Raw genomic sequence first — 21658 nt, forward strand, 5'->3', positions numbered from 1 at the left:
GCGTGAATGACGGTCGTTCTGGATGCGTCTGCGGTGCTGGCAGTGCTGCTCGACGAAACCGGGGCCGATGAGGTCGTTGCCAATCTTTCCGGCTCCGAGATGTCGATCATCAACGCCTGCGAAGTGCTGACGAAGACGGCGGCGCAGGGCGGCGATCCCGAAGGAACGATGGATATCATTGTTGCCTATGGCATACGCGTCCGGGCGTTTCGCGAAGGACACGCAATCCGCGTGGCACAGCTGCGCCCGCTGACGATGGCATTCGGACTGTCCTTCGGCGATCGCGCGTGTCTGGCGCGAGGAGAGAGTAGCGGCCGGACGATCCTGACCGGCGATCGGCGGATGGCCGATGCGGCCGGCCAACTCGACATCGACATCCGCCTGATCCGCTAACCGCCGCCCAGCACGTTGATCGTGAACGCGACGATGCCCAGGTTGAAGACGAACGCCATCAGGCTGTGCGCCACGACGATGCGCCGCAGTTCGCGCGTCTGTACCTCGACGTCGGAGGTCTGAAACGTCATGCCGAGCGTGAAGGCGAAGTAGACGAATTCCCAATAGCCGGGCTCGTCGCACGTCGGGAAGCCCAACCCGCCCGCGTCGCTGCCATCGTCGTCGCGGACGTAGAAGACATGGGCGTAGTGCAGCGCATAGACCATGTTGGCGAACAGCCACGACAGCGCCAGCGTCGCGACGACCAGCATGATGTTGACGGTCGAGGGGCGGCCGTCGGCGCCGAGTTCGGTCGCCACCGCGACCAGCACCGCGATCGACGTCGCTGCGACGATCGCCAGCATCAGCGCGCGATTGGCGTCGTTGCGCTGCGCGGCGCGGCGCATCGTCTGGGCTTCGGCATCCGACAAGAGCGGCACGACCGAGGCGAGGAAGACGATGGTCGCGACGTCGAACCCGATCATCACCCCCGCGGCCCAGCCGGTCAGCGATACCGCGACCGGCACCGAGACGAGCGCCACCAGCACGAAGGCGAGGAAGCGCGGCGGCGCGAGGCGATTGCCGATCGTCGGGTGGCGAACGTCCATCGCGCTGGTATAGGCGCTACCGATCGCAGCGCCAGCCGGGGAGGGCCCATGATGACCGGATCGACCGATCGCGCCAGACCTGTCGCGCCCGCCACCGCCTTTGCCGTCGCCGCGTTCGGCATCCTCGTCTTCTCCGGCATGGATGCGGTGATGAAGGGGCTGGTGCTGGCGATCGGCGTCTATCCGACGATGCTGTGGCGGTCGCTGGCCGGCGTCGTGCTGTCGGGTGCGATCTATGGCGCGGGTCGCCCGACGTTGCCCGGCCGTACCGCGATGCGGCTGCACATCGTGCGCGGGCTGGTCGGTAAGGTGATGGCGGTCACCTTCTTCTGGGGGCTGGCGCGGGTGCCGATGGCGCAGGCGATCGCGCTCGCCTTCATCGCGCCGATCGTGGCGCTGGTGCTGTCGGCACTGATCCTGAAGGAGCGCGTGCCGCCGCGCTCGATCGTCGCGTGCCTGCTCGCCGTCGTCGGCGTCGGGCTGATCCTGGCGGGACAGGCGCGATCCGAGCCGGGCCCGGATGCGGTCGAGGGCACGATCGCGGTGCTGTTCTCGGCGGTCTGCTATGCCTTCAACATCGTGCTGATGCGCGCGCAGGCGCTGGTCGCCAAGCCGGTCGAGGTCGCGTTCTGGCAGACGATCGTCGTCTCGGGCGGGCTGCTGCTGGCGGCGCCGTGGCTGGCGGTGGTGCCGGCGGCCGAGCACTGGCCGGCGATCCTGCTGGCGGCGGTGCTGGCGACGGCGTCGCTGATGCTTCTGGGCTGGGCCTACGCCCATGCGCCTGCCAGCCATCTGGCGCCGAGCGAATATACCGCGTTCCTGTGGGCGGCGGCGCTCGGCTGGCTGATGTTCGGCGAGACGTTGTCGCCGTGGACGCTGGCGGGCGCGGCGGTGATCGTCGTCGGCTGCATCGTGGCGGCACGCGCGGTTCCCGTGGTACAGGCCGCGCCATGACGACCACGATCCGCCCCGCCGTCCCAACCGATGTCGCCACCATTATGCGCTTCGTCCGCGACCTCGCCGACTATGAGCGCGCCGCCGACAAGGTCGTCGCGACCGAGGCGCTGCTGACGGACGCGCTGTTCGCCGACCAGCCCGCCGCCTATGCCGTGATCGCGGAGATCGACGGTGCGCCGGTCGGCATGGCGCTGTATTTCTTCAACTTCTCGACCTGGACCGGCTGGCGCGGGCTGTATCTTGAGGATCTGTACGTCACGCCGGAAGCACGCGGGGCTGGGGTGGGCAGCGCGCTGCTGACCCATCTGGCCGGTATCGCCGTCGAGCGTGGATGTACGCGCTTCGAATGGGCGGTGCTCGACTGGAACGCGCCGGCCATCGCCTTCTACCTGTCGAAGGGGGCGGAGCCGATGAACGAGTGGCGCACCTACCGCGTGTCGGGCGACGCATTGGCCCGGCTGGCGGGGCGCGGCTGATGGCGTGGGCTTGGCTGGTTCTCGGCGGGCTGTTCGAAGTCGGCTTCACCACCTGCCTGCGTTTCACCGATGGTTTCCGTAACATCCCCTGGACGCTGGCTTTTCTCCTCAGCGTAACGCTGTCGATGGTGCTGCTGGAGGTCGCGTCGCGGTCGATCCCGATGGGGACCGCCTATGCGGTGTGGACCGGCATCGGTGCGCTCGGCACCGTGCTGATCGGCATGGCGTGGTTCGGGGAGCCGGCGACGCCGGTCCGGCTGCTGCTGGTGCTCGGCGCGGTGGCGTGCATCGCCGGGCTGAAGCTGACGGCGGGGCATTAGAGCGTGGCGGTCGATAGCGGCCTGATCGACTGGATTGCGGAAGCGACCGCGGCGCTCGGCACGCTGACGAAACGCGCGATGATGGGCGGCGCGACGCTCTACCTCGACGGACAGGTGTTCGCGATCCTCTCGTCGGACGGCGGACTGTGGTTTAAGGCGGACGCGACCAGCGATGCGTCGTGGGATGCTGAAGGGTGCGAGCGGTTCAGCTACACCTTCGCGGATGGGCGGGTCGGCTCGATGAACTATCGCCGCGCGCCGGAGGATGTCTACGACGATGCCGACGCGATGTTGCGCTGGGCGCGACTGGGGCTGGAGGCGGGTCTGAGGGCGCCGCGGAAGGCGAAGAAGCGGGCGGTTGTGATATAGGCCGTGCTCCCGCGCAGGCGGGAGCCCAGGGTTACCAACCACTGCGCATGTGGCTCTGGGCTCCCGCCTGCGCGGGAGCACGGGATGGGGCGGGAGCGATGTCGCACCTGCCACATCCCGGTTACCTCACCCCTGCGGCGTATCCACGCCCGTCGCGTCGACCGACGCCTTCGCGGCGGCCTTGTCGCTGTCGTAGCGTTCGATCGCTTCCAGCGTAATGCGGCGTGCCTCGCTGGCGTCGCCCCAGGTGCCGATGCGCACCCACTTCTTCTTTTCCAGATCCTTGTAGTGGGTGAAGAAGTGCTCGATCTGTTCGAAGACGATTTCGGGCATGTCCGACCGCTCGGACACGTTCGAGTAGTAGGGGAACGTCTCGTTCACCGGCACGCAGACGAGCTTCTCGTCGCCGCCGGCTTCGTCTTCCAGGTTCAGCACCGCGATCGGGCGTGCGCGCACGACGCAGCCCGGGATGAACGGCGAGCGCGCGACGACCAGCGCGTCGAGCGGATCGCCGTCCGGCGACAGTGTGTGCGGGACGAAGCCGTAGTTCGCCGGATAGCGCATCGGCGTGTGCAGGATGCGATCGACGAACAGCGCGCCGCTGGCCTTGTCAAACTCATACTTCACCGGCTCGCCACCGGTCGGCACCTCGATGATGACGTTCAGGCTGTTGGGCGGATCGTCGCCCACGGGGATCAGGTCGATCCGCATGTGTTACCCTCTTTCTCGATTATTTCGCAGTGAGCAGGCGATCGAGACCGGTCGTTGCCGTCCCCACCTTCTCGAGGCGCGGGTAGCGAAGCCCGCCGTGATAGTCGAGCGCGACTTCGCGATACTTGGTGTCCTGCTTCACCAGCAGGCGGATCGGATCCTTGCTCGACTTCGCCGCGGTCAACGCCGCCTTCAGCCGCTCGGCGCTATAGGCATCGCCATTCACCGCGACGATCGTCGAGGCGACGTCCAGCCCGGCGTCGAACGCGGGCGAATCCCAGATCACCGCGCGCACCGCGCCGTCCGCGTTGCCGATCGTCATGCCGAGCGAGAAGGCGAAGCTGCTCGTCTTCGCGCCCTTCTCGCCCGCCTTGGCGACCGCGTTGGGCGTGTCGGTGTAGACCAGGCGATAGCCGTTGTCGGTAAAGCCCGCGAGCGGGGTCTTCGGCGACACCTGATAGACGCGATCGTTCAGGAACTTCGCCCAGTCATAGGGGACGACGTCGTTCAGCGTCTTGGCGACGTCCTCGACCGTATAGGTCACCTCGCCCCAGTCGCCGTCGTTGATGCCGAAGAAGGCACGAGCGAAATCGTCCATCGACTTCGCGCCCTTGGTGCGGGCGCGAATGATCGAATCCGCCTCCAGCCAGATCAGTGCGCCCTCGACGTAATAATCCTCCGGCCGCTGCCAGCTCGTCCAGCCTTTGGGCTTCCGCGCGGCGGTGATGGGATCATAGGTTGTGTCGACCAGCGCACGCCACGTCCGCCCCTTCGACGCGTCCAGCGTCGCCGCCCAGTTGGCGAAATTGTCGAGCGCCTCGTCCTTGCTCAGCATGCCCGAGCGCGCGCCAAGGACGACGCCCCAGAACTGCGTCTGCCCCTCATAGACCCACAGCAGCGAGTTGCGCATCGGCGTCTTGAAATCGGGCGTCCACAGATCGGCGCCGCGGCGGAACTTGCCGTTCCAGCTGTGCGTGAACTCGTGCGGCAGTAGGTCGCGGTCGCCGACCGCATCCTTCCATTCCTTGAAATAGCCGAGATCGACGCCGTTCTCGGAAGAGCGGTGATGCTCCAGGCCGATACCGCCCATCTCGTCGGTGATCGCCAGCAGAAACTCGTATTTGTCGTAATGCTGCGCGCCGAACAGCTTCACCGACTGGTCGACCAGCCGCTTGTGCAGGTCGATGATCGCGGGCGTCGCGGCGAGCTCGTCGGGCTTGTCGGCAACCACGTTCAGCCCGACGCGCGGCGTCAGCTCCCAGCGCTTGAAATAGCGGCCGGCGAAGACCGGCGAATCGACCAGCGTCTCGTAATCGGTCTGGTTGTAGGTGTAGGTCGAGCCGCTGGCCTTGCTCGGCAGGCCCGATGCCGCCTGCCAGCCGGCCGGATACTTGACGGTCGCCTGGATCGGGATGCGGCGCGTGTAATAGCCGGCGGGGTACAGGCTGACCTGTTCGAACTGCAGGTTCAGCATGTTGGGCGCAACCGAGATGCGACCCTGATTGCCGACGGTCGCCGACAGGAACTGGAATTCCAGCACCAGCGACTTTGCGCCGGCCGGCACGTCGACGTGGAAGGCATAGACGTCGACCGGATCGCGCGCCCAGGCGATCGGGCGACCGCCCGCGGTCACCTTCAGCCCGGCCAGCTTCTCGATCTCGCCACGCGGGCCATGCTTGCCGGGCAGCCATTCGGGCATCAGCAGCGTCATGCGGCCGGCGTCGGCAACGGGGATCGTCTCGCGTACGCGGTAGATGCCCTGGCCGATGTTGGTGGCGTCCACGTCCAGCTGGATGACGCCGGGGAACGCCACGTCGCGCGCTTCCGGCACGCTGGTCGTGAACGGCGCGGTGGCGGTCGGCTGGGTGTTGCGGACCTGCGCAGGCGCGGCGGTGGAGGCGAGCAGCAGGGTGGTGAGCGCGAGCGTGCGGATCATGGGCGGACCTCGTCGGGGTTCGTGGATGCTCCGGGTCTAACGCGCTGGACCCGCCAGTCCAGTGTCGTTCGCGGCATGTGGGAGGCCGCACGCTTCACACGGGCGCCGCCCCGCGTCGTCCCCGGACGCAGGGCGGCGCTTCGACAGTGTCAGGCGTGTGCCAGCCGGCCCTGTACCGGCGGCAGGCGGTTCGCGAGGCCGCCGGTGAACGACACGACCTTCGCCCGCGCGCCCTGCCAGAAGGCGGAGAGCAGCAGCAGGGCCGAGCCGATGACCAGCCCGGTCAGCGCCGCCGACAGCTCGACCGAACCCGCGGTGCGGAACAGCGAGACGAGTGCGTAGAGGACGTAGGCCAGGCTGGAGACGAGCAGCGCGCGGCGATCGACCGCCAGCGCGACGAGCGCGAAGACGACGTACAGCGCGACGACCAGGATCGCGGTGCCGGCGCCGAGCGCTTCGCCCAGACCGCCGAGCATGCCGAAGACCGAATGGGCGATCATCGGTGCGGCGGCAAGATGCAGCCAGAAGGCGACGTCGCTGCGCCGTGTGCGGCGCTCGCGGTCGGTCATGTCCCAGCGCATGGCGAAGGCGAACATGGCGAGACCCGCGACCAGCACGAGCGGCAGCACCGCGTCGCGCGCGGGCGGGATCAAGCCCATGACCAGCGACATCACGACCGCGACCACTGCCACCGCGCCGGCCGCAACCGTGATCGGCACCATGAAACGCCGCCAGTGCAGCCATGCGGCGGCGGCGGTCACCGCGCCGATCGCGGCGGCGATGGTGCCGGCGACCGCCATCTGCACGTCCTGATTGGAGCTGATGCTCTTCAGCCAGGCCTCCATCGCCTCGCCGTTGATGGCGATGACGGTCGACAGCGCCGCGGCGACTCCGCCGACGAAGGCGAGCAGCAGCAGGATGCTGGGCAGCGCCATGCGCCGCTGACGCGTGAAATATTCGGCGAGCCCCCATGCCGCCGCCGCGACCGCGGCCCCGCCCAGCGGTGCCCACAGCGATCCGGCGATCCATGCGACCGCCGCCAGCAGCAACGCGCTGGCGATCGAGACGAAGATGTCGTTGAACCCGGTCAGCAGCCGGAAATGCTCCTCATCCACCGCGGGCGTCGATCGTATCGTCGCCACATGGTTCCGAAATGCCGCTGCCGCCTCCGGCGTAATGGCCCCGGCATCGACCGCCGTGGCGAGATCCTGTTCACTGTACATCGCTTGCCTCCCTGTTCTCGACAGGATGGCACAGGTGTATTGGTGATGCAATACGCTATGGCGTTCTCGTTTTCAGACGAAAACGGGCGCGGTGTCCGAGGTGGAAACCGCGCCCGTCGTCAGCAGATCAGTTTGCGATCAGCCGCCGCGCTGGCGGCAGCTATCGGTGACGGTCTTGCTGCAGAGCGGATAGCTTGCCTTGGGTGCCGGCGGCGGCGGTGCCGTCATCGGTGCCATCGGTGCGTTCATCGCGCCTGGGGGCGGCGGCGGCGCCATCGGGGCGTCCATCGCACCCGGTGCCGGCGGCGCGGGTGGCGTGGCCATCTGGCCCGGCATCGGCGGCGTCGGCGGGGCGGGGGGCGTGCCCGGCGCCGTCATCGGTGCGGCCGGCGCCTCACCGGCGGCAGGCGCCATCGGCGCTTCGGGTGCGGGCGGCGGCGGAGGCGGCATCGTGCCGGGGGTAGGCGGCATCGTCTGTGCGGGCGGCGGCGGGGGGGCCGCCGGCATATCCTGCGCGATGGCGGTGCCACCGAAGGCGAGCGCGCTCGCCAGCAATAGGGCTTTCATCTGGTCGCTCCTAGAATTCGGCGCATCTTGTGTGCGTCGGCGGGGTAACGCCGCAATGTCGGAGTCGTTTCCCCGTCGAACCGAATTCCAGTCAGCCGGTCGCGTCAGACGCCCGAATCGAGCGCGTAGCCCGCTGACCGCACCGTGCGGATGATGTCGGGACGGTCGCCGACGTTGATCGCCTTGCGCAGCCGCCGGATATGCACGTCGACGGTCCGCGCCTCGATATCCGAATCATGCCCCCACACCGCGTCGAGCAGCCGCTCGCGCGAGAAGACCCAGCCGGGATGCTCGAGGAAATGCTTGAGCAGCCGGAATTCGGTGGGGCCGAGCGACACCGTCTCGCCGCCGCGCTTCACCTTGTGGCCGACCGTATCCATTTCGAGATCGCCATAGGCCAGCGATTCGCCCGCCAGCCCCGGCCGCACGCGGCGGAGCACCGCGTTGACGCGCGCGATCAGTTCGCGCGGCGAAAACGGCTTGGTGACGTAATCGTCGGCGCCGGTTTCGAGACCGCGAACGCGGTCCTCCTCCTCGCCGCGCGCGGTCAGCATGATGATCGGCACGTTCTGCGTCGCGGTATGGCGACGCAGGCGGCGGCAGACCTCGAGGCCCGAAATCCCGCCCTCAATCATCCAGTCGAGGAGGACGATGTCGGGCGCGGCCTCCTCCGCCAGCAGCATCGCCTCCTCACCATCGGGGGTGTGGCGCACCTCGAAATCCTCGCGGCGGAAGTTCCACGAAACCAGTTCCGCCAGCGCGGGGTCGTCCTCGACCAGCAGCATCGTCGCTCGGCTCATATCTCGGTTCCTCCATCGCGTTCGGCCAGATAGGCACCGGTCGCCGCGAAATAGACCATTTCCGCCACATTGGTCGCATGGTCGCCGATGCGTTCCAGGTTCTTGGCGACGAACAACAGGTGCGCGACCTCGCTGATGGTCTTCGGATTCTCGACCATGAACGTCAGCAGCACGCGGAAGATGGAGTTGTAGAAATCATCCAGCGCGCGGTCGCGCCGACATACCTCGACCGCGCCGGCGGCATCACGCCTGGCGAAGGCGTCGAGCACGTCGCGCACCATGTCGGCGGCCAGCACCGCCATCGCGGGCAGGAGCGACAGCGCCTCGATCCGGTCGGGACCGGTGTGGATCATGGGGACGCGCTTGGCGATGTTCTTGGCATAATCGCCGATGCGCTCGACGACGGCGGCGATCTTCAGCGCCGCCACCACCTCGCGCAGGTCGTCGGCCATCGGCGCGCGCAGCGCGATAACGCGCACGGCCAGCCGCTCGACCTCCGCCTCGATCGCGTCGATCGCCTTGTCTTTCGCGCGCACCCGCCGCGCCAGTTCGGCGTCGCCGCGTTGGAGCGCCGTCATCGCGTCCGCGATCGCTTCCTCGGCAAGGCCGCCCATCTGGGAGATCAGGCCGCGCAGATGGCCGATGTCCTGGTCGAACGCCTTGACGGTATGTTCCTGTCCCATGGCCATGTCGTTGTCCTAGCCGTAGCGCCCCGTGATGTAATCCTTCGTCCGCGGTTCGCGCGGGGCGGTGAAGATCTCGTCGGTCAGGCCGTATTCGACGAGCTGGCCCAGGTGGAAGAAGGCGGTCCGCTGGCTGACGCGCGCGGCCTGCTGCATGTTGTGGGTGACGATGACGATCGCGTAATTGCCGCGCAGGTCGGCGATCAGCTCCTCGATCCGCGCGGTCGCGATCGGGTCGAGCGCGCTGCAGGGTTCGTCCATCAGGATGACCTCGGGATCGACCGCGATGGCGCGCGCGATGCACAACCGCTGCTGCTGTCCGCCCGACAGCGCGGTGCCGCTTTCGTCCAGCCGATCCTTCACCTCGTCCCAGAGCCCGGCACGCTTCAGCGACCGCTCGACGATCTCGGCCAGCTCGGCCTTGGTCGCGCACAGCCCGTGGATGCGCGGACCATAGGCGACGTTCTCGAAGATCGACTTGGGGAAGGGGTTCGGCTTCTGGAACACCATGCCGACGCGGGCGCGTAGCTGCACCACGTCCATCGCCGGCGCATAGATATCCTCGCCGTCCAGCAGGATCGATCCGGTCACGCGCGCGGCGGGGATGGTGTCGTTCATGCGGTTGAGCGTGCGCAGGAAGGTCGACTTGCCGCAGCCGCTGGGGCCGATGAACGCGGTCACCTCGTCCATCGGCACGTCGATCGACACGTCGGTGACGGCCGGCTTGCCGTTATACGCCACGCCGACGCCGCGCGCCGTCATCTTCGGATGGGTCAGGGTCACCAGCGTCTCTCGAAACGGTTGCGCAGATAGATGGCGGCTGCGTTCATGGTCATCAGCACCGCCAGCAGCACGAGGATCGCCGCCGAGGTCCGGTCGACGAAGCCCTGGCTCACCTCGTCCGACCACAGGAAGATCTGGACGGGCAGGACGGTGGCGGGTTCGGAAAAGCCCGATGGGGGCGTGGCGATGAAGGCGCGCATACCGATCATCAGCAGCGGCGCCGTCTCGCCCAGCGCGCGGGCCATGCCGATGATCGTCCCGGTCAGGATGCCGGGGAGCGCTAGCGGCAGGACGTGGTGGAAGACGACCTGAATACGGCTGGCGCCAATGCCCAGCGCGGCCTCGCGGATCGATGGCGGCACCGCCTTGATCGCGTTGCGCCCGGCGATGACGATGACCGGCATTATCATCAGCGCCAGCGTCAGCCCGCCGACGATCGGCGCCGATCGCGGCAGGCCGAAGGTGCCGAGCAGTACGGCGAGTCCGAGCAGGCCGAAGATGATCGAGGGCACCGCCGCGAGGTTGTTGATCGACACCTCGATCAGGTCGGTCCAGCGGTTCTTCGGCGCATACTCCTCGAGATAGATCGCCGAGAGCACGCCGACCGGGAAGGCGATGGCGAGCGTGACGAGCATCGTCATCAGCGATCCCTTCAGGGCCCCCCAGATCCCAACCGCGCCGGGATCGGTCGCATCGGCGCGGGTGAAGAAGCCGGTGTCGAACCCGATCGACAGCAGGCGCAGGCCTTCGAGACGTGCGACCACAGCCTCCGCCGCCGCGGTGCCGTTGCCGCGCGCCGCCATGTCGATCGTGCTGGAGGCGGGGACGGCGATCACCGCGCGCGTCTTCAGCAACGACGGATCGCGGCGGATCGCGTCGCGTACCGACAGCCAGGCGCTGTCGGCGATCACCGTGTCGCCGTCGGGACCGAAGGCGGACACCGCCGCGACCGACACGGCGTTCTGCAGCCCCGCGCCGGCCAGCGCCAGGTCAGCGCCCGGGCCGTCGAGCTGCGCCTGCGTGACCGGCAGCGCGAGGGCGGTGAAGTCGATCGACAGCTTCACCTCGGTCCGCTGGAAACCGCGCACGCCCGACAGCGCCATCGTGCCGAGCAGGAAGGCGAGAAACGCAGCCGACAGCAGCACCGCGAGCAGTCCGAAGAACCGGAAGCGGCGCTCCGCGGCATAGCGGCGCCGCAGGCGGCGGGTCATGCCGTCCGCGCGCCAGTCGGTCGGTGTCCGCGCGGCGGGCTGCGCGCCGGTCGAAGGCAGGCCCGCGACGATGCTCGCGCTATTCATACGCTTCCCGATACCGCTTCACGACGCCCAGCGCGACGATGTTGAGGAGGAAGGTGACCATGAACAGCGTCAGGCCGAGCGCGAAGGCGGCGAGCGTCTTCGGGCTATCGAAGGCGGCTTCGCCGGTCAGCAGGTCGACGATCTGCTTCGTGACCGTGGTCGCGCTGTCGAACGGGTTGAGCGAGATCGTCGCTGCGCCGGATGCCGCCATCACGACGATCATCGTCTCGCCGATCGCGCGGCTGACCGCCAGCAGGATGCCGGCGACCACGCCGGGAAGCGCGGCGGGGAGGAGGACGCGGCGGATCGTCTCGTTGGTCGTCGCGCCCATCGCCAGGCTGCCGTCGCGCATCGATGTCGGCACCGCGGCAATGGCGTCGTCGGCCATCGAGGACACGAAGGGGATAATCATGATCCCCATCACCAGTCCCGCCGACAGCGCGCTTTCCGAACTGGCGAACGGCATGCCGAGCGCGACGGCAAGCTGGCGGATCGCCGGGCCAACGGTCAGCGCGGCAAAATAGCCGTACACGACGGTCGGAATGCCGGCGAGGATTTCCAGCGCGGGCTTCATCCACTTGCGCATCGTCGGCCGGGCGTACTGCGTCAGATAGACCGCGCTCATCAGGCCGAACGGGATCGCGACCGCCATCGCGATCACCGCGCCGATGAAGAAGGTGCCCCAGAACAGGGGCACCGCACCCAGCGTCGCGCCGGGGTCGCTGGCGGAGATGACCTGCGGGCTCCAGTGCGTACCGAACAGGAAGTCGGTGATGGGCACGGTGCGGAAGAAGCGCGCGCTTTCGAAGAGCAGGCTGAGGAAGATGCCCATCGTCGTCAGGATCGCGATCAGCGAGGCGACGAGCAGGCTGAGCATCACCCAGCGCTCGACGCTGGCGCGCGCGCGAAACGCCGGGACGATGCGGCTGAGCGCATAGCCGCCGCCCGCCAGCGCGAGCAGGATCGCGATGGCGGTGCCGATCCAGCGATAGCGCGCACCGGCTTCGGCAAAGGCGGGCGCGAGCGCTTCGGATTGGGCGTAGAAAGCGCCATAGGCGCGACCGGCGGCGAGGCTGCGCGCCTCATTCAGGATCGCGTCGCGTTCGAAGCCGGGGGCGGGGAGCGACGTCGCCGCCGGCGTCTCCAGTGCGGTCGCGACGACCAAAGTCGGGCTGACCGCTGCCCAGAGCGCGAGGAAGATCGCGGCGGGGACCAGAACCCAAAGCGTGACGAAGGCGGCATGCTGGCTCGGTCGCGAATTGGCGCGGCCGCTGCCCCGCGCGAAGACCAGTGCGCGGGCCCGCCCGAGCAGCCAGCCGATCAGGCCGAGGCCCGCCAGCAGGATCAGGATCGCGGGGCCGCTCATCCGGTCAGCTTCGCGGGATCGAGCGGCTTGGTTTCGGCGACGATGCGTGCGGCCTCGGCACGGATGGCGTCGTGCGCGGGGATCAGCCCGCGCTTCGTCAGCCGACCGCCGGGGTTCCAGCGCTGCGCATAATCGGCCAGGAACTCGCGCAATCCGGGCACCGCCTTCAGATGCGCGACCTTGACGTACAGGTAGAGCGGCCGCGCGCCGGGATAGCTTCCGTCGGCGATGGTGGCATAGCTCGGCGCCACCCCTTCCAACGGCACGCCGTGCAGCCGGCCTTCGTTTTCCTCCAGATAGCTGTAGCCGAAAATGCCGATCGCCTGCGGATTGGCGGTCAGGTTCTGTGCGATCAGATTATCGTTCTCGCCCTTGTCGACATAGGCCCCGTCCTCGCGCAGGCGCGAGCAGCGCGCGTCATAGGCGTCGTGGTCGAACGTCTTTAGTCCCTTGGCGGCGGGATCGAGGGCCTCGCATGCCGGGTGCATGACCAGCTCCACGAACGCGTCGCGGGTGCCGCTGGTGCCGGGCGGGCCATAGACCTGGATGGGGATGGCAGGGAGGGCGGGGTTCACATCGCTCCACCGGCGCGCGGTATTCGGGCGACCCATCGGGCGGGCGGCGAGCGCGAGATAGATGTCGCGCCGGGTGAGCGCCATCTTCGGCCCGGCGTTCGATTCGGCCAGCGCGATGCCATCGGTGCCGATCTGCACCTCCATCACCTGCGCCACGCCGTTCGCTCGGCAGGTGTCGTATTCGGACCGGTGCATGCGGCGGCTGGCGTTGACGATGTCGGGATGTTGCGGGCCGATGCCGGCGCAGAACAGCTTGATGCCGGGGCCGGTGCCGGTCGATTCGATCACCGGCGCCTTCATGTCGGGGCGCGAGTTGACGAAATCCTCGGCGACCGCGGTCGTGAAGGGGTAGACGGTCGACGATCCGACCACCTTGATCTGGTCGCGCGTCGTCGCACCGCCCGTGCAGGCGGCGAGCGCGAGCGCTGCCATCAATCCCCACCGGTGCATCGAAGCGCCCGCCCCATGTCAGACCTGCCGGAATCGCTCCGGTCGTCCCCAGACCCCTGTTGCGTTTTCGTTACGGCTTGATGACAGCCGTTCCGGGGTTCGTCCCGGCGTGATACCAGCTACCGTTCGTGCTGAGCCTGTCGAAGCACCGTTCTTCGTGCCTCAGGCCCGTCGCGCGCTGCTCGAAGAGCGGTCCTTCGACAGGCTCAGGACGAACGATTTCAGAGAGTCGCCTCGATCGCCCGCGCCGCGGCGTCGGGATCCTCGGCCTGGGTGATCGGCCGCCCGACCACCAGGATCGATGCGCCCGCATCCAGCGCGGCGCGCGGGGTGACGACGCGCTTCTGATCGCCGACGGTGCCGCCCGCCGGGCGCACGCCAGGGACGACGAAGAACCCGTCGCGCCATGCCCGCGATGCCGCGCCGACTTCCTCGCCCGAACAGACGATGCCGTCGACGCCCGATGCGCGCGCCAGTTCGGTCAGTCGGACGACCTGTTCGTGCGGATCGGCGTTCAGGCCGATCGCCGACAGGTCCGACGAATCGAGGCTGGTCAGCATCGTCACCGCCACCACCTTCGTCCGCTCGTGCGCGGCCGCCTTCGCGTCCTCCAGCATCGCCTGCCCGCCGCTCGCATGCACGGTCAGGATTGCGGGTTCGAGGGGGGCGAGCGCCTGGATCGCCTTGGCGACCGTATTGGGGATGTCGTGGAATTTCAGATCTAGGAAGATCGGCAGGCCGATGTCGGCCATCTCGCGCACCCCGGCGCGGCCGTTCGCCATGAAGAATTCCAGCCCCAGCTTGATGCCGCCGACATGGGTGCGGACCTTCGTCGCGATCCCGCGCGCCTTGGCGAGGTCGGGCGTGTCGAGCGCGACGTAGAGCTTGCTGCTCACGCCCGCGGCTCGTCGATCAGCGGCGGGGCAGGGGAGGTGGCGACGACGGGTTCGGCTACCGGCGCCGGCGTATGCGTCGCCACGACATTGCGCAGGTCGTTCAGCGCGCGCTCGCTCGTCGTCAGTCGCTGCGCCAGCCGCCAGCGGATCGCGCGCTGCCACAACCAGGTCGGGACCAGCCCGACGAGAACGCAAACCAGCATGAGCAGCGGGAGGTTGATGTCGAGCAGCACACCGCTCCACAGCTTCACGGGCACCACGTCCCAATTGTTGAAGGCGAACGCCACCGCAAGTGCGACGGTGAACACGATGAGCAACGTCTTCAGAAACTGCATGGCCGCACACTAGTCGCTGCGCGCTGGATTCGCAAAATGCGTCAGCCGGTGCCGCCGATTTCCCGGCGCAGCGCCGCGAACAGCGTAGGAATCGTCGTCAGACGCGGCTCCTCGGCATCGAGTATGGCGAGGAATGCCGCACGTTTGATCGCGGCGATCCGCCCCGGTTTCAGCCGCGTGCCCGCCGGGATGGTGGACGCAACGATGTCTACCAGCCGGTCCGCGCCGTGCAGCCGTCCCCAGAGATAATCGTTCTCGCGATACGCCCGGCTGAAGAACGCACCGAAATTGTGGAACTGCGTTCCTTTCAGCGTCGCCGCCGCGCCGCCTTCGCGGATCGCGGTGGCGTCATCAGGGGAGATGCGGTCGACCTTGACCGGATCGAACTCGTCCAGCCCTTCGCCCTGCAGCAGCGGCAGGGTTGCGATATCGAACCACGGGAAGCCGAGATAGGCGAGCAGCAGCGGGCGACGCTGGTCCTTGGGGAGTGCCGACAAAGCCTCCGACAGACGCCGGTCGGTCGCTGCATCGATGCCGGGCAGGTCCATGTGCGCGGCGAGCGCGTCGAGCAGCGGCGCCGCGTCGCTGCGCGTCCGGCGGACCTCGGCGCGCAGGGGTTTGAGCGCATCGGCGCGCTGAACGTCGAGATAGTCGGCAAGCGCGGCGAACACCGCCTCGCGGATCGGGCCCAGCCCCGAATCGTCCAGCCCCTCGTCCATCTCGCCCAGCCGACGGGCGAGCAGGCGGAGGCGACGGATGCGGAAACCGAGATCGTGGCGGCGCAGGAAGTCGATCGCCGGCGCACCGTTCGACAGGTCGCGCGCCTGCGCCTGCTGCACGCCGCGCGCCGCCATCGTCCGCTCGACCGCGCCGCGCAGGCTGCGGACGCGCTCGGCGCTCAGATTGCCGCCGGCCGTCTCGCACAGGCGCAGCGTCATGTCGGTCACGTCGGCCAGCTTCAACCGGGCATAGGCCGAATAGGCAAAGCCCGCCTCCTTCGCCGCCGCCACCTGCGCGCGCCGGCGCCAGGCCGAGATGCGCGCCGGCGTCGGATAATCGAGGAACAGCGTGTAGCCGAACTGGCGCAGCACCTGCGCCTCCACCTCGTCACGCAGGCCAGCGAGGATGCCGCGCATCCGCTCGATCCGCCGGGTGCGCCCTTCGATCGCCTCCAGATTGTCGCGGATCGGCTGCTGGCGCGGCAGTTCGCTGAGCGCGCCGATGATCGTCTGGAAGAAGCCGGGTGCCTCGGCCGCCGATACGCCAAGGTTGAAATGATAGCCTGGAACAGGGTCGACATAGACGAAGCGGCGGTCGATCTGGCGCCGCGCGGGGCGGTCGCGCAGCGCGTCGATCGCCGGGCGGAAGGGGGCGTTGGCGAGCACCGATCCATCGATCAGCACTGCGGCATCCGCGCCGTTGATCGCGGCATGGCGCGGCAGCACGCGATCAACGAAGGCTTTGCGCGTCGGCCAGTGCAGCGAGCGTTCTTCGGCGACCGCGTCGATCTCCGATAGTTTCGCGGGGGGGAAGGCGCCGGGGAAGCTGGAGGTCGCGCGGGCGGCGAAGGCCAGCTCCAGCGCCTCGCCGATATGCCCGTCGCCGTGATCGGTGAAGGTGAATACGAGACGGTGCTCGGTTTCCACCACCTCCTCGGGCGAATTCAGTCTTAGCCGCTCGGGATGGCCGCGGAAGTCGGTGACGGTGACGAACAGGTCGAGCGGCTGCTCCGGCGGCAGCAGGCGCGGGCCCGTCGGCCCGGTCGCCATTGCGTCCAGCGCGTCCATTATCATGTGGGTGAGCCGCTTACCGCCGAAGGGGGGCTCGAACCAGCGCGAGCGGATGAACTGGCGCAGCTTGCGCCCGACCTCTTCGCGCGTTTCCGGATCGATCGTGCCGGGCACGGGATTGCGTTCACCGACCATCCACGCGATCGGCGTCGCCCACAGTTTCGAGAAACGGTCGGGTGCGGCCTCTTCGTCGAGCAGAGCGCCGACATCCGCCTTGTCGAGCCACATGGCCGTCAGCGGATCGAGCGACTGGCCGGTCGCGACCGCCTGTGCCAGAAACAGCCCGTTGATACCGCCTGCGCTTGCCCCGGCAACGATATCGACCAGAACGCGAACGTGGGTGTCGGCGGCCTCGGCGATCTCGGCCAGCAGCATGCGGTAGACCCGCTCGGTGCCGTCGTCGCACGGTTCGCCGTCGTGGAACGCGCGGCTGGCGCGGGTCAGGCGCCATATTTCGCCGGTGATGCCGTGCATGTAGACGGCAAGGCTGACGCCGCCATAACACACCAGCGCCAGCCGCAGTTCCTTCTCGCGCAAACGCTTCCCCTCCCAGTCGTCGCGTCAGCCGACGTCGATGCTCGCCCAGATCGGCAGATGATCGGATGCGGTGCGGGCCGCAAGGCTGGCGTGGACGCCGCAGTCGACGATGCGGATGCCGTTCGACACCATGATGCGATCGAGCCGCGCGACCGGACGCCGCGTGTGGAAGCTTGGGCCGGTCTCCGCACTCTCATAGTCGCGAGCGAAATCGCGCAGGCAGCCGGCGTGGCGGGTCCATTCGTTGAGATCGCCCATCAGGACGCACGGATGCGGCGGTGCGCAGCCATCGACATGCCCCATGATCGCCGCCGCCTGCCGCCGCCGCCACAGCCCCGACAGGTCGAGATGCATGCCGACCGTGCGCAGGGTCACCTCGCCGATCGTCACGTCGGCCATCACCGCGCCGCGCGGTTCGAGCGCGGGCAGGTGGATCGCCGCGCAGGCCGCGATCGTCGAATCCTTCGGCACCAGCAGCGCATTGCCATGCCAGCCCATGCTGCCGGGCCGCATCGCCAGCGATACGGCGCGCCAGCGGGTGTGTTCCTCGAGCAGATGGGGGGAGATCACGCCTGCGCGCTGGCCGAAGCGCCGGTCGCACTCCTGCAGCGCAATGATGTCGGCGTCGATTTCGTTCAGCACCTCGATCGTGCGTTCGGGGCGACGACGGCGATCGGTGCCGATCGCCTTGCGCATGTTGTAGCTGGCGACCTTCAACCGGGTCGCCGGAGCAGCCGCCGTCATCAATCCTCCGCTGTCGGCGACTGTTCGCGCGCCGTGCCGGCCGCTTCGTGCAAGCTTTCCGCTGTTCCGTCCGCGGCGTCGGGGGTCATGGCGACCGCCACCGGGCCGGGTCCGTCGAGCATCACGATACCGCGTTCGGCGCTGGCTCGACCGGATTTCGCTTCCGGGGATCGGGACACGGACATCGGCAAATCCTTGCTCATGATAATGCCGAACGAGCGCGATCCAGCTTGGTTGCCACCCGCCATCGTCAGTCGATACGGCGCGGTAGCTCGATCGTGGCAGAGAGGCCGCCACCCTCCCGATTGGCGATGTCGATCGTGCCCCCGGCCTCCATCACGATGGCGCGGGCGAGCGCGAGGCCCAGCCCGATGCCGCCGGTGTCGCGATTGCGCGACGTCTCGACGCGGACGAAGGCGTCGAAGACCGAGCCGATGCGATCGGGCGGGATGCCGGGGCCGCGATCCAGCACGCTGATGCACGCCCCCGTAGCGGTCGGTGCGACGACGACCTCGACCGCGCCGGCATATTTGATCGCGTTCTCGATCAGGTTGCGTACCGCGCGGCGGATCAGCGCCGGGCGCAGCCGCATGGTCAGGCGCGGGACTTCCTCCGCAACGATATCGGCGCCGAGATCGCGGAAATCTTCGACCACCGCATCGACCAGCGCGGCGAGATCGACGTCGACCGGCGGCTCGCTGGGGCGGCCGAGCCGGGCGAGCGACAGGATGTCCTCCAGCGTCTTCGCCATCTCGTCGATCACATCGGCCATGCGGGCGCGGTCGGTTTCATCCTCCACCGATTCGATACGGACGCGCAGCGCCGCGAGGGGGGTGCGCAGGTCGTGACCGATCGCGCCGAGCATGCGGTCCTTCTCGTCCAGCATCGCGGTGACGCGGTCGCCGAGCGTGTTGTAGGCGGCGATGACGGCGCGGACGTCGTCGGGACCACGCTCGACGACCGGCGTGCCCTTCTCGCCCGGGCGAAAGGCACGGGCCGAGGCACCCAGATCGCGCAGCGGCGCGGCCACGCGGCGCGCGACCCACAGGATCGGCACGAGGATGATGCCGTAGAGGATCAGCGTCTGCGCGAACAGGCGCCAGAACAACCGTATCCCGCCCCCGTCGCCCCATGGCGCGATGATCGAGATCCAGCCGCGTCCCGGTTGTTCGATCGCAATCAGCAGCGCCTCGTCCGGCGAGGCGTCGATCCGCCGCGTGCGCGTGGTGCCGGGCGGCCGTCGTCCGGCGATCGCCTCATCCTTCGCGGTCCACGGCCGCACGCCGGTGTCGATGCGCCCGACCTCCAGCCCCTGTTCGCGCAACTGCACGCGCAGTTCCGACGCGATGTCGGGCATGCGGGGCAGGGTGGCGGGAATGTCGTTGGTGGTGGCGCGGCGAATGCGGCCGCGCTGGCCGGGGACGGCGCGGGGGATGGCGCGACCGCCGCGGGCCTCCCGTTCGATGGCGTCGGCAACCCGCACCGCGACGGGTCGAGTCGCCTGAGCCAGGCGAAAGGCATTGCGGTCGCGCAGCGCGAGCGCGAAGTTGACCGCCTGCGCGACGAACAGCGCCAACGCGATCAGGACCGCCATCTGGCCGGCAAGGCTACGTGGCCAAAGCCTCACAGCCGCGTGACTTCGGCCGCCAGCGTGTAGCCGCCGCCCCACACCGTCTTGATGAGCGTCGGCGTCTTCGCATCCGCCTCCACCTTCTTGCGCAACCGGCTGACCTGATTGTCGATCGCCCGGTCGAACGCGGCGGCCTCGCGGCCCTGCGTCAGATCGAGCAGCTGGTCGCGGGTCAGCACCTGCCGCGGACGGGTGACGAGGGCCAGCAGCAGATTGTACTCGCCCGTCGACAGCGGGACGGCGACGCCCTCCCGGTCCACCAGCGTGCGCTCGCCCGTCTTGAGCACCCAACCGGCGAAGGCGAAGGAACCGCTGTCGGGGGCATGCTGGCGCGTGCCGCCCGCCGCCAGGCGGCGCAGCACCACCTTGATCCGCGCGGCCAGCTCCCGCGGGGAGAAGGGCTTCACGACATAATCGTCGGCACCCATCTCCAGCCCGACGATACGGTCGGTTTCCTCGGTCTTCGCGGTCAGCAGGATCACCGGCGTCTCGCTGGTCGCGCGGATATGGCGGCACAGCGACAGGCCGTCTTCGCCCGGCATCATGATGTCGAGCACGACGAGATCGATCGCATAGGCGTTCAGGCGCGCGCGCGCCGCTTCCGCATCGCCGACCTGGGTGACGCGAAAGCCCTGTTTGGTCAGATACTGGGCGAGCGGCTCGCGGATCGAGCGTTCGTCATCGACCAGCAGCAGATGGGGTAGCTCGGCAGACATGCTCATCGCGCTATCACAGTCGGACGGGAGTGCCATAGGCGCAGGCGACGGGGAGGGACGCCGCCTGCGCTGGTTGCAGGTCAGCCGCCCGACGGGGTGGCCGAAGGGGCTGGCGGCGGAGTCTGGCCGCCGCCGCGGCGCATGCCGCCGCCGATCGCGGCCTGCTCCGCCTTGTCGATGAAGCCGTCGCCATTGGTATCGTACCTTGTGAAGCGGTCTGCCGACTGCTTGTCCGCCTCGGCACGGGTCAGCGTGCCGTCGCCATTGCCGTCACGACGCATCATGCCGCGACCGCCGCCGGGGGCGGCGGCCATCTCGCTCGCCTCGATCGTGCCGTTGCCGTTCGTGTCGAGGCGGGCGAAGCGGTCGGCGGCCTGCTTGGCGAATTCGGCGCGGCTGATCTTGCCGTCGTTGTCGGTGTCGAGCTGCGCCAGCATGCGGCCGGGACCGCGCGCGCCCGGCGGGGGCGGGGCGTCCTGCGCGATGGCCGGGGCCGCGGTGGCGCCGAGCAGGGCGGCGGCGATCAATAGCTTCATGGGCAGGGCGCTCCTTGAATGGGTGTCAACGCATGAGATGCGTCATGATGGCCGCTATCGTTCGGCTGCGTCGCCGGTGTGTGTCGTCGCCGAACCGAAAGTGTCGCGAATTGTCGCGACAGCGTGCCCGGCGCTGGAGAGGGCTGCGTCACGCGAAGACGGCGACGGCCTGCATCGCATCGACGACGGGCACGCCGCCGGCATCGAACAGCGACATGCGCTGGCTGGAATGCCCCGCGGCGGCCCTGTTGGTCGTGCTCGACATCAGCCACCAGCCATCGGTGGTGACGGGGCGCGGGGCCAGGACATTGACGATCCAGCTGAGCGAACTCACCGGCGCCATTCCGCCGGCCAGTTTCATCGCGGCGGGCGGCAGGGCATCGGCGATGGCGAGCAGTTCGACCTCCGGGTCGAGGCCGTCGCGCTCCCGCAGCCGGCCCCAGCGCAGCCATTCGGCGGGGCCGGTGTGATCCTTCAGGTCGAAGAACTCGAAATTGCCGGTGAAGAAGTTGGGCGGACCGACATAGAGCTTCGCGGCCGGCGGTGGCGGGCGGTGCGGGCCGGGGACGCTTGCGTCGTGCGTGATGGTCGAGGGCAGGTCGGCCATGAAGACGAAGGTGGCGCGGTAGCCCAGCCCGGCGTCCGAGGTGATCGACGCCTCGACGAACGCGGCGTTGCGCCCGCGGCGCAGCACGGTGGCGGTGATGTCGACCGTCCCTGCCAGCGGGCCGATGAAGGCGATCAGCGCCGAGCGGAGTGGCGGTAGATCGGGAGCGCTGGCCTTTGCCGCCTGCAGCGCGAGCGCGCTCGACAGGCCGCCATAGGTGGTGCGACCCTGTCGCCAGTCGAGGGGGATCTCGACGCGCCAGCCCGCGCCCTCCGGCGTCATCGCCGCGATCACGTCGGCCAGCGCGGTCACG

25 protein-coding genes are annotated in these 21658 nt (G+C 68.7%); 5 read left to right on the plus strand and 20 right to left on the minus strand.

What is annotated here, in order from left to right; translation table 11 throughout:
• The first annotated feature begins 6 nt into the window (after positions 1–6).
• Positions 7–393 carry a type II toxin-antitoxin system VapC family toxin gene (locus tag ACX40P_RS11180; protein WP_459126415.1) on the plus strand — a complete coding sequence of 129 codons (387 nt, stop codon included), beginning with the start codon at positions 7–9 and terminating at the stop codon, positions 391–393.
• Here ACX40P_RS11180 and ACX40P_RS11185 read toward each other — a convergent pair.
• Positions 390–1040 (minus strand): DUF1345 domain-containing protein, encoded by a 651-nt coding sequence (locus tag ACX40P_RS11185; protein ID WP_459126416.1) that lies wholly within the window; start codon positions 1038–1040, stop codon positions 390–392. The two genes, ACX40P_RS11180 and ACX40P_RS11185, sit on opposite strands and share 4 nt — an antisense overlap.
• Before the next feature lie 51 nt (positions 1041–1091).
• On the opposite strand from ACX40P_RS11185, the gene ACX40P_RS11190 reads away from it, so the two are divergent.
• Genes ACX40P_RS11190 through ACX40P_RS11205 form a run of 4 tightly spaced genes read left to right on the plus strand, consistent with a single transcriptional unit; the run spans position 1092 to position 3162 of the window.
• A complete protein-coding gene (locus ACX40P_RS11190; RefSeq protein ID WP_459126417.1) occupies positions 1092–1994 on the plus strand; it encodes a DMT family transporter in 903 nt (300 codons plus the stop codon).
• On the plus strand, positions 1991–2473 hold the full coding sequence (locus ACX40P_RS11195) for a GNAT family N-acetyltransferase (protein ID WP_459126418.1): 483 nt from the start codon (positions 1991–1993) through the stop codon (positions 2471–2473). The genes ACX40P_RS11190 and ACX40P_RS11195 overlap by 4 nt, the downstream gene beginning before the upstream one ends.
• Positions 2473–2793 (plus strand): DMT family transporter, encoded by a 321-nt coding sequence (locus tag ACX40P_RS11200; protein WP_459126419.1) that lies wholly within the window; start codon positions 2473–2475, stop codon positions 2791–2793. Before ACX40P_RS11195 ends, ACX40P_RS11200 begins: the two co-directional genes overlap by 1 nt.
• Before the next feature lie 3 nt (positions 2794–2796).
• Positions 2797–3162, plus strand: coding sequence for a TfoX/Sxy family protein (locus tag ACX40P_RS11205; RefSeq protein WP_459126420.1), 366 nt, complete (start codon positions 2797–2799; stop codon positions 3160–3162).
• Positions 3163–3288: 126 nt separating this feature from the next.
• Here the strand turns inward: ACX40P_RS11205 and ppa are convergent, their stop codons facing one another.
• The 19 genes from ppa to ACX40P_RS11300 all read right to left on the minus strand — a co-directional run bounded on the left by ppa (position 3289) and on the right by ACX40P_RS11300 (position 21657).
• The gene (gene ppa, locus ACX40P_RS11210) at positions 3289–3873 is read right to left on the minus strand and encodes an inorganic diphosphatase (protein ID WP_459126421.1); all 585 of its coding nucleotides are present in this window, start codon (positions 3871–3873) and stop codon (positions 3289–3291) included.
• Positions 3874–3892: 19 nt separating this feature from the next.
• Positions 3893–5809 (minus strand): M61 family metallopeptidase, encoded by a 1917-nt coding sequence (locus ACX40P_RS11215; protein WP_459126422.1) that lies wholly within the window; start codon positions 5807–5809, stop codon positions 3893–3895.
• A 149-nt stretch (positions 5810–5958) separates the two neighbouring features.
• A complete protein-coding gene (locus tag ACX40P_RS11220) occupies positions 5959–7032 on the minus strand; it encodes a hypothetical protein (protein WP_459126423.1) in 1074 nt (357 codons plus the stop codon).
• Between the two features lie 138 nt (positions 7033–7170).
• Complete coding sequence (locus tag ACX40P_RS11225) at positions 7171–7599, minus strand: Fe-S oxidoreductase (RefSeq protein WP_459126424.1); 429 nt, start codon at positions 7597–7599, stop codon at positions 7171–7173.
• Positions 7600–7703: 104 nt separating this feature from the next.
• A complete protein-coding gene (phoB, locus tag ACX40P_RS11230) occupies positions 7704–8399 on the minus strand; it encodes a phosphate regulon transcriptional regulator PhoB (protein WP_459126425.1) in 696 nt (231 codons plus the stop codon).
• Positions 8396–9088, minus strand: a complete 693-nt coding sequence (gene phoU, locus ACX40P_RS11235; protein ID WP_459126426.1) for a phosphate signaling complex protein PhoU — start codon at positions 9086–9088, stop codon at positions 8396–8398. The genes phoB and phoU overlap by 4 nt, the downstream gene beginning before the upstream one ends.
• Positions 9089–9097: 9 nt before the next feature.
• Positions 9098–9844: a phosphate ABC transporter ATP-binding protein PstB gene (gene pstB, locus ACX40P_RS11240; RefSeq protein WP_459126656.1), complete on the minus strand. Its 747-nt coding sequence runs from the start codon at positions 9842–9844 to the stop codon at positions 9098–9100.
• A gap of 17 nt (positions 9845–9861) precedes the next feature.
• The gene (pstA, locus tag ACX40P_RS11245) at positions 9862–11163 is read right to left on the minus strand and encodes a phosphate ABC transporter permease PstA (protein ID WP_459126427.1); all 1302 of its coding nucleotides are present in this window, start codon (positions 11161–11163) and stop codon (positions 9862–9864) included.
• The gene (gene pstC, locus ACX40P_RS11250; RefSeq protein WP_459126428.1) at positions 11156–12529 is read right to left on the minus strand and encodes a phosphate ABC transporter permease subunit PstC; all 1374 of its coding nucleotides are present in this window, start codon (positions 12527–12529) and stop codon (positions 11156–11158) included. Before pstC ends, pstA begins: the two co-directional genes overlap by 8 nt.
• The gene (locus tag ACX40P_RS11255; protein ID WP_459126429.1) at positions 12526–13536 is read right to left on the minus strand and encodes a substrate-binding domain-containing protein; all 1011 of its coding nucleotides are present in this window, start codon (positions 13534–13536) and stop codon (positions 12526–12528) included. Before ACX40P_RS11255 ends, pstC begins: the two co-directional genes overlap by 4 nt.
• 239 nt (positions 13537–13775) lie before the next feature.
• Positions 13776–14450, minus strand: a complete 675-nt coding sequence (pyrF, locus tag ACX40P_RS11260) for an orotidine-5'-phosphate decarboxylase (protein ID WP_459126430.1) — start codon at positions 14448–14450, stop codon at positions 13776–13778.
• Positions 14447–14785, minus strand: a complete 339-nt coding sequence (locus ACX40P_RS11265) for a hypothetical protein (protein WP_459126431.1) — start codon at positions 14783–14785, stop codon at positions 14447–14449. The genes pyrF and ACX40P_RS11265 overlap by 4 nt, the downstream gene beginning before the upstream one ends.
• Before the next feature lie 41 nt (positions 14786–14826).
• Entirely contained in the window at positions 14827–17112 is a 2286-nt protein-coding gene (locus ACX40P_RS11270) for a patatin-like protein (RefSeq protein WP_459126432.1), read from the minus strand.
• A 24-nt stretch (positions 17113–17136) separates the two neighbouring features.
• Positions 17137–17856: an endonuclease/exonuclease/phosphatase family protein gene (locus ACX40P_RS11275; RefSeq protein WP_459126433.1), complete on the minus strand. Its 720-nt coding sequence runs from the start codon at positions 17854–17856 to the stop codon at positions 17137–17139.
• On the minus strand, positions 17856–18104 hold the full coding sequence (locus ACX40P_RS11280) for a hypothetical protein (protein WP_459126434.1): 249 nt from the start codon (positions 18102–18104) through the stop codon (positions 17856–17858). Before ACX40P_RS11280 ends, ACX40P_RS11275 begins: the two co-directional genes overlap by 1 nt.
• A 2-nt stretch (positions 18105–18106) precedes the next feature.
• Positions 18107–19450 (minus strand): sensor histidine kinase, encoded by a 1344-nt coding sequence (locus tag ACX40P_RS11285; RefSeq protein ID WP_459126435.1) that lies wholly within the window; start codon positions 19448–19450, stop codon positions 18107–18109.
• A 29-nt stretch (positions 19451–19479) separates the two neighbouring features.
• On the minus strand, positions 19480–20208 hold the full coding sequence (locus ACX40P_RS11290) for a response regulator (RefSeq protein WP_459126436.1): 729 nt from the start codon (positions 20206–20208) through the stop codon (positions 19480–19482).
• A gap of 74 nt (positions 20209–20282) precedes the next feature.
• Entirely contained in the window at positions 20283–20738 is a 456-nt protein-coding gene (locus ACX40P_RS11295) for an EF-hand domain-containing protein (protein WP_459126437.1), read from the minus strand.
• A gap of 148 nt (positions 20739–20886) precedes the next feature.
• Positions 20887–21657 carry an acyl-CoA thioesterase gene (locus ACX40P_RS11300; RefSeq protein WP_459126438.1) on the minus strand — a complete coding sequence of 257 codons (771 nt, stop codon included), beginning with the start codon at positions 21655–21657 and terminating at the stop codon, positions 20887–20889.
• Position 21658: the final 1 nt, after the last annotated feature.

Source organism: Sphingomonas sp. RS2018 (assembly GCF_054489605.1).